A 12071-nucleotide genomic window follows, 5' to 3' on the forward strand; every position below is an offset into this window, starting at 1 on the left:
ATGCCTTTTAAAAGTTACTTTGCAACAGAACCACTTTTATAATAACTTATGTTTGCGTAATAATTCTTCAATGAATGTGCCATGTATTTTTTCCATCCCTTTTTTTAGAACTGAACGTTTAAGAAAGTTCTTATTAACTAATTCAGGTAATGATTTACGATCGTTTAATTGATAATAAGCATCCATAAGTACACGTACATCAAATTCAGAAGCATACACTTCAGGTACACCTCTGTCTACTTCTAATAATTGATATACAGCTTCCATAGCCGTACGTACAGAATATTCAGTTGTGAATACTGTATCACGTTCTGTTTCAGCAAAATTACCTATAAATGCTAAGTTTTTAGAGCCATTAGGAACAACCAATGGACGATCTTTGTATGCTCTTGGCATAAAGTAAGCTGTCACGTAAGGCATATAAACAGGAATCGTATTACATTCTGTTTGTGCCAATTCAACTAACTCATCTTGTGGCACTCCCATATGATATAACCACTCTTGGCATATTTCACTACCTGTACATTCAGTGATTGGTTTTTTAATAAAATCACCTTTGACGTCAGAGTACAATGCATATATCCATATACTGACTTGATTTTTAGGCTGCTCTTTAAATTGTTGCTGGCGGTTGACTGTAAAACTAAGTTGCCAACTAGAGTCAGCTACTGTTACAATCCCCCCTGTAACGGTACGACCAGATAACACATCTCGTTTACTTAACTTTTCAATATAAGAAATAACTTTTTTATTATTAGTTGTTGTTGTTGCAGATACTAGCCAACTTTTATTTGGAATATAATCACAGAATTTTTCAGGTCTTCCAAATTCTGGACTCTGATTAGCTAGATTCTTCCATAATGTCCAACTACCTCCCAATGCTTTCGTTGGTGGAGCAGGATGGTCATTATTCCCATAAGTTGAGCTTTCAGTAATACTACCATTTGTTACAAAAACAAGGTCATCTAAAGTTAAGGGTATAGACTCTGTTTTACCATTTTTGTTTATAAGAAGTTCTCGTGCAATTTTCTTAGATGATGTTGAATCGACCAATATATTGTCAACTTGAACACCGTATTCAAAATGCACACCATATGATTTAAGATATTCTATCATTGGCAATACTAAAGATTCATATTGGTTATATTTAGTGAATTTTAAAGCACTAAAATTTGCCAAACCACCAATATGGTGAACAAAACGCATAAGATATCGCCGCATTTCCATTGCTGAATGCCAAGGTTCAAAAGCAAACATCGTTTTCCAATATAACCAAAAATTAGAGTTTAAAAAATCTTCAGTGAAAACTTCGGAAATTTTAACATCTTCTAAATCTTCTTCTTTTTTCATGCATAAACTTAAAATTTCTTTAATTGCTTTTTTAGATAATGTGAAATTGCCATCGGTCTCAATACGTTTTCCTCCACTATAAATGGCTCTACATTTTGAATAGTTAGGATCTTCCTTATTCAACCAATAAAATTCATCTAACACAGATGCTTCAGGTTGTTCTAATGATGGAATACTTCTAAATAAATCCCATAAGCATTCAAAATGATTTTCCATTTCTCTACCACCACGTACAACAAATCCATGATGCTCCATATTAATACCGTCTAAACTTCCCCCTGAGATGTTTAATTCTTCTAAAATATGGATATTTTCACCTTTCATTTGCCCGTCACGAATTAAAAAACATGCTGCTGCTAGTGAAGCTAAACCTGATCCAATCAAATATGCTGATTTTTTATCAACGTTTTCTGGTTTTTTCGGACGCGCAAAAGCTTCATAATTACTGTTAGTATAATACATAAGAACATCACCCTTTTAATAAGTATAATCTCTCAATATTCCAATTCTTTATACTTTTAATATACGCCTCTGAGGATTAAAATACAAAAAATCATAAAATTTACTATTTTACTTTTATGATTTTTTGATTTTTTAGGTTTTTATTGTAATTTGTTAACATAAGAGTATATTGTGGTTTTCAGGATTATATTAAGGAGAAGTAACGATGAGTTTCAAAAAATTCATAATAGTTGATGGGGCAACATAAGGAAGACAAACCACTTTTCAAATTACTTTCTCTGGTTTTGATGTAGCAATTTATGAAACGAAGATTTACAAGAAAATAATTGGAATATTGTCCAAAGTAATGGTAATTCAGGTGAAGCAGATTTCGCTGATGACACCGTTATATTTTCTTCTTCTAATATTTTATCAATAACAACAGCTTATCAATATACATTAAATGAAGAAGAAACAGAAATAACATTTACACTTAATAAACCTAGTTATACTGGAAATAAATCAGAAGAAGTAGTTATGAAATATACTATTGAGAAAAAAGATAATGAATATTTACTTACTTTAATTAGTGATAGTTCAGAATATTTTGAAAAGAGGTTTACAATTATATTAATCCCTCAAGAATTAGAAAGTACAAGTTAAAAACAATAATAAAAATAAAACGGCTAGCATTGCGACTGCTAGCCGTTTAGAGAATAAGCTTAAGATGAATGAGCATTTGAGCTATAAAAAGGAATTAAATGCTAACAAAAATTATATGAAAGAGTAAATAGTCAATAATAAAAATAATTAGGTCATGAGTATATGTCCTAGTTATTTATATATATCTATCTGTTTAAGCCTAAATGTTATTCGCTATATTTATTAGATAAGATTGATATAGGTCAAGTTTATATTTCTTAAAAACGAATACACTATGGTTAAACTAAAGTGTAGGAGAGGTTTATATGCAACAGACTATTTTGAAACATAAAAATCATATTACTGTTATTAGTGGTTTACTTATTATTATAGGTTTTATTGCACATTTTATCTTTAGCAATATGGTTATCTTTAATAGTGCTTTTATAATTGCTTCTATATTGGGTGTTATACCAATCGCAATACAGGCTTATCAGGCTATGAAAGTAAAAGTAGTGAGTATTGATGTTTTAGTAACTATAGCGGTTATTGGTGCTTTCTTTATTCAAAATTACGAAGAGTCAGCTATTGTTACTTTCTTATTTTTATTTGGATCATATTTAGAACAGCGTACACTTAAGCAAACACGGTCTGCTATTAAAGAGTTGACGGAAATGGCTCCAGAGACTGCTTTTAAGCAATTGTACGACGGACAATTTGAAGAAGTAGATATTGATGAAGTAGAGGAAGGAGATATTCTCATAGTAAAAACTGGGGCTAAGATTCCAGTAGATGGTAGGGTAACTACTGGAAAAGGACATGTAAATGAGGCTAATATCACCGGTGAATCTTTACCTCTAAAGAAAGAGAAAGGTGATGAAGTATTTGCCGGTACCATTATGGATAATGGGACTATTCAAATAGTTGCTGATAGAATTGGGGAAGATTCTACATTTGGTCGAATTATTGAGTTAGTAGAAGAAGCACAAGATTCTAAATCGGAAGCTGAGCGATTTATTGACCAGTTCTCTCGTTGGTATACACCTGTAGTACTTATCATTGGGCTATTAGTTTGGGTATTAACTAAAGATACAGCACTTGCAGTTACTGTATTAGTACTTGGTTGCCCAGGGGCCTTGGTCATTGGTGTACCTGTTTCAAATGTCGCGGGTATAGGAAATGGTGCAAAGAATGGTATTTTGTTTAAAGGTTCTGAAGTGATTAGTCATTTTGCGAATGTAGATACAGTCCTATTTGATAAAACAGGTACCTTAACTGAAGGAAAGCCTGAAGTTAGCGAATTCGTTTACTATGGAAATGATCAAGAGGAGGATTTATCTTTATTATACTCGATTGAAAGGGAATCTGACCATCCCTTAGCTGTCGCTATTACAAATAAATTAGCGCAATATAAACTAAGACCTGTAGAGAGTACACAGGTTATAAAAGGTGGGGGTATAATTGCTCACGTTGACGGACACATTGTTGCAGTAGGGAATAAAACCTTAATGGAACAAGAAAGTATTCCACTATCTAATGATGTTCTTAAAGAATTAGATAAATTAGAAAGAGCCGGTAGTTCAATTGTATTAACGGCAGTTGATCGTCAGTTAATCATTTTAATGGAAATCCGTGACCAAGTTCGACCAAGCGTTAAACAAGACCTACAAAAATTAAAATCACTTGGTGTTAAAAATCTCATTGTATTATCAGGGGATAATCAAGGTACAGTTAATTTAGTTAAAAAGGAGCTAGGATTAACCGAGGCCCATGGCGATATGCTACCAGAGGACAAGCAAGCATTTTTAAAAGAAAGACAGTCTACTGGTGAAATTGTTGCTTTTATTGGTGATGGTGTGAATGATAGCCCTTCTCTAGCTATTGCAGGAGTAGGGATAGCTATGGGAAATGGGACAGATGTGGCTATTGAAAGTTCAGATATTGTTCTAATGAATTCCAATTTTAATCGTCTCCCCCATGCTTTAGGTTTAGCTAAAGGGACATACGCGAATATGCAACAAAATATTCTCATTGCTGTTGGTGTGGTGATAATATTATTGGGTAGTTTAATATTTAGTGAATGGATGTCTATGTCAATTGGTATGTTAGTTCATGAGGCAAGTATTTTGGTCGTTATTTTAAATGCAATGAGATTAAGAAGTTATCAATTAAGATAATTGATCCGTGTCAATTATTTTTAAAAAAATACCTTATATAATTTATTTAAAGGAGTGATAGATATGACTAAAGCAACATTAAAATTAGAAACATTAACTTGTCCATCATGTTTACAAAAAATTGAAAGTGGTTTAAAACAGACTGCTGGTGTAGAAAAAGATTCTGTAAAAGTGCTGTTCAATGCAAGTAAGGTAAAAGTGGATTTTGATGAAGAACAAGTCAATTTGAATACAATTGAAAAAGCTATTGAAAACTTAGGATATTCCGTTATTAGTTCAAAAGTAAAGGAAGGTGTATAAAATGACAACAGTAAATGAAAGACAAGAAAAATTAGCTGCTGAACAAGCCTATAAAGAACACATTCATCATACTAAGATTAATGCAGCAGCTGTTACAGATCATGTACTGGCTAATATTCATACCTTGCATGTAAAATTACACCAATATCATTGGTATGTAAAAGGCACAAATTTTTATTCATTGCATGAGGTATTTGAAAAACTATATAATGAAAATGAAACATGGTTTGATAAAATTGCAGAACGTTTACTATCTTCAGGATTTAAGCCAGCATCAACAACTACCGAATTCCAAAAATTTACAACGATTTCTGAAGATCTGTCTGAAAAATATTATTCTGCTGAAGAAATGGTCTTACAGTTAGTAGAGGATTTTAGATCTAACCGTGAATTTACCATTCGTGCAATGCGTTTAGCCCAAGAAGAAGCAGATGATGCGTTAGAGGATTTACTAATTAGTTATAAAGATTATTTAGATGTAAATATTTGGCAACTTCAAGCCTTTGTTAACAAGGATGCGCTAGAAGACGATGACTATATAGATAATGATTAATTAGGAGGAAAGTTGTATGGCACACCATCATCACCATAGTCATGTAGATTGTATACGTTTAGTTCCGATTTTTAACCACCTAAATGAAGAACAAATGAGTTTAATTGCACAATCAGCGCATGAAGTACATTATGAAAAGAATGCGTTGTTATTTGGAAGTGGTGATAAAGATGACACACTATATATCGTAAATAATGGGCGTGTACGTATTTATAACTTAAATGAATCCGGTCGTGAACAAACTGTACGCATACTAAATCCTGGTGATTTTATGGGAGAAGTGGCTATTTTTCAAACTGAAAGTTACCATTCTAATTATGCTGAAGCAATATCAGAAGTAAGTATATGTAGAATTCATAAAAAGGATATGAATGACTATTTAGATGCTTACCCAGAAATTATGAGAAGAATCCTATCAGACGTTACGAAACGTTTACAGGTATCAGAAAAGCAAACGATGCAGGTTGGTATGGAGCAAGTAGAGTCTCGTATTATTGATTTTCTATCAGAATACGTTGAGAATGAAGAAAATCATACTTATGTGACCTTACCAATGTCAAAGAAGGATCTAGCTTCTTATTTGGGTACAACTCCTGAAACAATAAGTCGAAAGTTTTCAGCATTGGAAGAAAAAGGTTTAATTAAACAACATACGCATAAATATATTGAGATATTTGATTTAGATGAATTATTATTTTCATCAAGTTAAAATGCCGAAAAAACCGTAAGAGGATAATACTCTCACGGTTTTTTGGGTATACAAAAAGGCCATGAAATCCTAAAATAAAGTAAATTACCACAATATACTTGAAAGCAGGAAACATTATAGAGGATCGAAAACAGCAGTCGTTAATTCGGTATTTCCATCGCTATTCTAAAGAAGCACGAGCTGCAGTAAAGACGATTTCAATGAACTTATATTCTCCATATATAAGTGTTGTTAAGGCTTTTTCCCTAATGCAAAAATTGTTATTGATCGTTTTCATATCGTACAATTACTAAATAATACAATTAACTCAATGTGGATTGCAGTCATAAATGAAATCAAAAAAAGTCGCCCTACAGATTATCGAAAACTAAAAAATCAATAGAGATTGATATTAAAAAATGCTGATTATCTCGATTTTTCAAACTATTATTATCATCGCCTATACCATGAAAAGATGACTGAGCAACGTATGGTAGATTATTTATTAAGTCTTTCTCCGAAATTACAACAAGCTTACCAAGTGATGAATGACCTTAAATTTGCGACAAAAACTAGAGACTACAGTTACTTATTAGCCACTTTACAAGATTTAAAGAAAGTCAGATTAAATAAAAAGGTAAGAAAAACGATTAATACACTGGAAAGATTCTTACCATATGTCGAAAATGCTTTAATTTATCGTGTTTCTAACGGTCCTACCGAAGGTATGAATAACAAGATTAAGTTAATCAAACGTACAGGATATGGCTACGCAAGCTTTAGAAATTTCAGAGCCAGAATTCTATTACAATTTAAACTGATCTTTAAACCATCTAATCCACTACCTGCGACTTTCCAACCAGTTGCAGCTTAAATATTAGACGATGACACTTGTTAGCTTTCATTATTAATTATCCAACTCTTGATCCGACTTTCTCGCCTAAGGGCGAGAAAAGGGTCATGCTTATCTTGAAAATAAACATGGCCTTTCAGTTATTAAAAATTTCATTTAAATCTTAACTGTGATTATTTACTTTTGGTCCCCAACACTATTTGACACAGAACCTTTCTAATTAATTATCATTTACGGTTTTAATTTCAACAATATCAGATAAAATTTGTATTCTATCTTCTTGCGTTAATACATTCATTATCTATCCCACCTTTAATAAAATCCCCCTATAACGGCCTTATAAAAATATTATTATATTAAAAAATAAAATAATATTTTATTACTATTTTATATACTTATAAACCTTTAAATTTTACAATGTAAAATTTAATTTTGGTCAGCTTGCTGGTGAATATTCCCAATTCCATTAGGATTTTTTCTAAAGAAAAAATAGCAGCTAGTTGATGGCCACTATTCATTAAAAAAATTAATTCTTTTTTTGAGTGTTAAGTATTTAAGTCCTAGAGCAAATACACTATATCCTAAAATTCCTTGTAACAAAGTTTTAAGTAAAGGTTTATGTGGTGTAATAAAATTAGAGATTAATGTACTTGTCATATATAAAGCAAATACTTTCAAATATCTAAAATTCAATTTCATTTAATACCCTTCTTTAAAACTAAATTTGAACACTTAAACGAGGAATAAATGTTTCAAAATGAACGCAGTTCATATCACAATTTAACTCTTTAAGTGAATTTATAATTGAATGTAAGAATTTTGTACCACCACAAATATAAATTTCAGACTGTTGACTTAAATATTGTTCTAGTTCTTTAGCTTCTAGATACCCTTCTTGGTCTTTTACATGTAAATGTAACTGTGCTTGTTCATGATTAGCTGTAATATCGTCAAGTTTTTGAGCAAATGGACGTTCATCTTCTGTTACAACCACTTGAATCATTTGAGTTGGAACGTTTAATGAAGCAGATTTTTTATACATTGAAACTAATGGTGTCGTACCTATGCCTGAACCAATAAATAATTGAGGTCTTTCGGGATTTTCTATTGAAAAAACACCAACAGGGGCAGATAAATTAATCATGTCTCCTTCTGATATTTCATCATGTAAAATTGTTGAAACTTCGCCTTCATGTTCAGTGGTAACATCACGTTTTACACCAAATACTAAGTATTTTTCATCTCCATCTACAATTGAATAATGACGTTTAGCTCTATATGGTAACTTTTCACTAGAAACATCTACTGTAATATACTGACCTGGTTTAAATTGACTTAAGTCATAGTCATCAGATTCAACTTTAAAAGATTTAATATCTTTTGTTTCTTGTTTAATTTGAGTAATTTGAAATGGTTTAAATCCATCCCATAGCATTTGATCATAAATATCTTTTTCTATCTCAATAAATACATCTGCAATATCTTCATAAGCTTTTGCCCATGTTTGAATTACTGGGTCATTACTTTTTAATCCTGTAACATCTTGAATTGCAGCAAGTAAATTTTCTCCTACGATTGGATAGTGTTCAGGATAGACTTGTAAAGCACAATGTTTATGTGCTACAGGCATAATTGCTGGTTTAATTGCTTCTAAATTATTGATATTCATTGCAGCAGCTAGTACAGCTTGCGCCAACGCTGAAGATTGCATCCCTTTTTTTTGATTCGTTTGATTAAACATGTTTAATAATTCAGGATGAGATTCAAACATTTTGGAATAAAAAACAGACGTAATTTTAGTACCTTTATCTTTTAATAAGGGTACAGTTTGTTTAATAATATCTTGTTCTTGCTCTGTAAGCATAATAAAACCTCCTCAATAAATATTATTGTATTATATACTATTTAAAGCAAAATATAAGGCTTGTATAATTGAATATTTTACTTGCTTAATGAATATTTTATGACATTTAATTATGATTATATTATTAAATGTAAGGAGGTTATTATAATGATTACTAGACAAGATATAGTAGCAGATGTTGTAACAGATTATCCTAAAACAGCAGATATATTTGGAGGTTCTGTTGCAAAGTAAAAAAATATAGCTAACCACTAATTTATCATGTCAGTGTTCGCTTAACTTGCTAGCATGATGCTAATTTCGTGGCATGGCGAAAATCCGTAGATCTGAAGAGACCTGCGGTTCTTTTTATATAGAGCGTAAATACATTCAATACCTTTTAAAGTATTCTTTGCTGTATTGATACTTTGATACCTCGTCTTTCTTACTTTAATATGACGGTGATCTTGCTCAATGAGGTTATTCAGATATTTCGATGTACAATGACAGTCGGGTTTAAGTTTAAAAGCTTTAATTACTTTAGCCATTGCTACCTTCGTTGAAGGTGCCTGATCTGTAATTACCTTTTGAGGTTTACCAAATTGTTTAATGAGACGTTTGATAAACGCATATGCTGAATGATTATCTCGTTGCTTACGCAACCAAATATCTAATGTATGTCCCTCTGCATCAATGGCACGATATAAATAGCTCCATTTTCCTTTTATTTTGATGTACGTCTCATCAATACGCCATTTGTAATAAGCTTTTGTATGCTTTTTCTTCCAAATTTGATATAAAATTGGGGCATATTCTTGAACCCAACGGTAGACCGTTGAATGATGAACGTTTACACCACGTTCCCTTAATATTTCAGATATATCACGATAACTCAATGCATATCTTAGATAGTAGCCAACGGCTACAGTGATAACATCCTTGTTAAATTGTTTATATCTGAAATAGTTCATACAGAAGACTCCTTTTTGTTAAAATTATACTATAAGTTCAACTTTGCAACAGAACCTATATTTTGCTATAATTATTAAATTAATTGCCTTTGTGTTAGTATTCCCTGGATTACTAACACTTTGGTTAGCTGTTCTAAGTGATACAGGTGCAGCAATATTAGTTATATTAAATTCATTACGTTTATTAAAAAAATAAAAAAGCCTAAATACTCTCTCGATTTGTGAGAAAGTATTTAGGCTTTTTGAATTAATAAATTTCTTACTTCTTATGTTTATTTAACAATTAGTACTGGGACAGAACTTCTTTTAGCAATCTTATGTGTAACATCTCCTAAAACATGTTTAATATTCAAATTGACTCTATGATTACTCATAATTACTAAATCAAATTCACCATTATTTATATCTCCAGAAGTAATTTTTTCTAAGATTGTATTTTTAATAGGCCCAAAATCTACATCTATTTTATATTGAATATCTCTTTTTTCTAATTCACGTAAAAATGGAGTGAGATTTTTTTCTTTTTCTCTAATAATATCTTTTTTATGCTTATTATAATATTTGACACTAATTGCAAGATCATTTTCTGTTACAACGTGATAAATTACAACAACTGAATCTTCATCGGTGGCTTTTTCTAAATAGTCAGGGATAGCACTAAAATCATTTTCGAAATCATAGGGTAATAATATATTTTTGAACATCTACACCAGCCTCCTATTACTTATTATTTAAATGTCTATTACTTATATATACCCTGAATATATATGCCTATTCTCATATTCAAATTATTCAAATATATTCCTTGAATTAATATATTTCAGATTCACTATTGAATAATCTTTTTACTGTGCTATGATTCTAAACATCTGTTTTTTTATAGTTAGGAGTTATTAACGTGATGAGTAAGAAAAACAAAGTTTCCAATGTTTTTATATATTCCGCCAGTATCATTGGAATACTTGTATTGTTAGGTACAAGCTTTCCTAAACAATTTGGAGAAATTACCAACGCTATATCAGCTTGGGTGACAAATACATTTGGTTAGTATTATATGTTGCTATATGCGGTCATCATAGCTTTTTCTATTTTCTTAATATTTAGCCCAATAGGAAAATTAAAGTTAGGAAAACCAGAAGATGAACCAGAATTTAGAACAATTTCTTAGTTAACAATGTTATTTAGTGCCGGTATGGGTATTGGTTTAGTATTTTATGGTTCCTCTGAGCCAATATCACATTACCTCTCTCCACCAAATGCAAAACCAGAAACACAAGAAGCTATGGCAGAAGCTTTTAAATCTACATTTATGGACTATGGTTTTCATACATGGTCAATATATGACATTGTAGCATTGGTTCTTGCATATTCCCAATTTAGAAAAGGAGAAAACGGACTAATTTCAAGAACTCTAAGACCTTTATTAGGGAATAAAGTAGAAGGACCCTTAGGAGTTGTTGTCGATGTATTAGCTGTATTTGCTACTGTTATTGGAGTAGCAGTGTCATTAGGAATAGGTGCAATACAATTAAATGGTGGTTTAAATTATTTATTTGGAGTTCCTAATAATATAATTGTACAAGGTATAATTATCGTTGTTATAACAGTATTATTTTTGTTTAGTGCTTGGACAGGTTTAAGCAAAGGTATACAATACTTAAGTAATCTAAATATGGTTTTTGCAGCTATTTTATTAATTGTTATTCCTATTGTTGGGCCTACAATCCTCATTTTAAATATTATGACCAGTTCAACAGGAGATTATTTAAATAATTTAATTATTAATAGCTTGGATGTTGCTCCATTAAATCAACAAAAATCTATGTGGTTAGATTCTTGGATGCTCTATTATTTAGGATGGTGGATGAGTTGGAGTCCATTTGTAGGTGTATTCATTGCTAGAATATCAAAAGGACGTAGTATTAGAGAATTTTTAATTGCGGTTTTAAGTGTACCTATTACAGTTAGTATTATTTGGTTTAGTGCTTTTGGTACAACAGGTATTGAAATAGGAAAAGTAAATAGTAGTATATTTAAAATGCCACCCGAAACTCAATTGTTCGGTATTTTTAACGAATTGCCGTTTGGTTTCATTTTATCTATTATTGCTTTGGCTTTAATAGCTTCTTTCTTTATTACTTCTGCCGATTCTGCTACTTTTGTTTTGGGTATGCAAACTTCATTTGGCAATTTAAATCCTTCAGGTTTTGTGAAAATTATATGGGGCGTAGCTGTTATTTTACTTGCTATATG

11 protein-coding genes and 2 pseudogenes are annotated in these 12071 nt (G+C 31.1%); 8 read left to right on the forward strand and 5 right to left on the reverse strand.

The window, feature by feature from the left end; genetic code table 11:
* Nucleotides 1-36 precede the first annotated feature (36 nt).
* Nucleotides 37-1812, reverse strand: a complete 1776-nt coding sequence (locus KA894_RS14500; RefSeq protein WP_192959492.1) for an oleate hydratase — start codon at nt 1810-1812, stop codon at nt 37-39.
* 516 nt (nt 1813-2328) lie between these two features.
* Here KA894_RS14500 and KA894_RS14825 point away from each other — a divergent pair.
* The 6 genes and pseudogenes from KA894_RS14825 (at nt 2329) to KA894_RS14770 (ending at nt 7025) form a co-directional block, all read left to right on the forward strand.
* Nucleotides 2329-2454: a hypothetical protein gene (locus KA894_RS14825; protein WP_264291841.1), complete on the forward strand. Its 126-nt coding sequence runs from the start codon at nt 2329-2331 to the stop codon at nt 2452-2454.
* 305 nt (nt 2455-2759) lie between these two features.
* The gene (locus KA894_RS14505; protein ID WP_192945746.1) at nt 2760-4610 is read left to right on the forward strand and encodes a heavy metal translocating P-type ATPase; all 1851 of its coding nucleotides are present in this window, start codon (nt 2760-2762) and stop codon (nt 4608-4610) included.
* Nucleotides 4611-4673: 63 nt separating this feature from the next.
* A complete protein-coding gene (locus KA894_RS14510) occupies nt 4674-4910 on the forward strand; it encodes a heavy-metal-associated domain-containing protein (RefSeq protein WP_011867729.1) in 237 nt (78 codons plus the stop codon).
* 1 nt (nt 4911) lies between these two features.
* Nucleotides 4912-5463 carry a Dps family protein gene (locus tag KA894_RS14515; RefSeq protein ID WP_192947499.1) on the forward strand — a complete coding sequence of 184 codons (552 nt, stop codon included), beginning with the start codon at nt 4912-4914 and terminating at the stop codon, nt 5461-5463.
* A gap of 16 nt (nt 5464-5479) precedes the next feature.
* On the forward strand, nt 5480-6172 hold the full coding sequence (locus KA894_RS14520; protein WP_011867731.1) for a Crp/Fnr family transcriptional regulator: 693 nt from the start codon (nt 5480-5482) through the stop codon (nt 6170-6172).
* Nucleotides 6173-6270: 98 nt separating this feature from the next.
* Nucleotides 6271-7025 (forward strand): annotated as a pseudogene (locus KA894_RS14770) (ISL3 family transposase).
* Nucleotides 7026-7514: 489 nt separating this feature from the next.
* On the opposite strand, the gene KA894_RS14775 reads toward KA894_RS14770, so the two are convergent.
* Nucleotides 7515-7703: a hypothetical protein gene (locus KA894_RS14775; protein ID WP_226953612.1), complete on the reverse strand. Its 189-nt coding sequence runs from the start codon at nt 7701-7703 to the stop codon at nt 7515-7517.
* Nucleotides 7704-7722: 19 nt separating this feature from the next.
* A complete protein-coding gene (locus KA894_RS14540; RefSeq protein ID WP_192945743.1) occupies nt 7723-8868 on the reverse strand; it encodes a globin domain-containing protein in 1146 nt (381 codons plus the stop codon).
* 99 nt (nt 8869-8967) lie between these two features.
* On the opposite strand from KA894_RS14540, the gene KA894_RS14830 reads away from it, so the two are divergent.
* Nucleotides 8968-9102, forward strand: a complete 135-nt coding sequence (locus KA894_RS14830; protein WP_259409325.1) for a hypothetical protein — start codon at nt 8968-8970, stop codon at nt 9100-9102.
* A 41-nt stretch (nt 9103-9143) separates the two neighbouring features.
* Here KA894_RS14830 and KA894_RS14545 read toward each other — a convergent pair whose 3' ends face one another.
* Nucleotides 9144-9818: an IS6-like element IS257 family transposase gene (locus KA894_RS14545; RefSeq protein WP_011303376.1), complete on the reverse strand. Its 675-nt coding sequence runs from the start codon at nt 9816-9818 to the stop codon at nt 9144-9146.
* Nucleotides 9819-10090: 272 nt separating this feature from the next.
* Nucleotides 10091-10522, reverse strand: coding sequence for a universal stress protein (locus KA894_RS14550; protein ID WP_107385322.1), 432 nt, complete (start codon nt 10520-10522; stop codon nt 10091-10093).
* A gap of 197 nt (nt 10523-10719) precedes the next feature.
* Between KA894_RS14550 and KA894_RS14555 the strand changes: the two are divergent.
* Nucleotides 10720-12071, forward strand: a pseudogene (locus KA894_RS14555) (BCCT family transporter); the annotation flags it as partial.

Origin of the sequence: Staphylococcus sp. GDY8P131P (assembly GCF_017891975.1) — a bacterium.
Taxonomy (GTDB): Bacteria; Bacillota; Bacilli; order Staphylococcales; family Staphylococcaceae; genus Staphylococcus; species Staphylococcus nepalensis.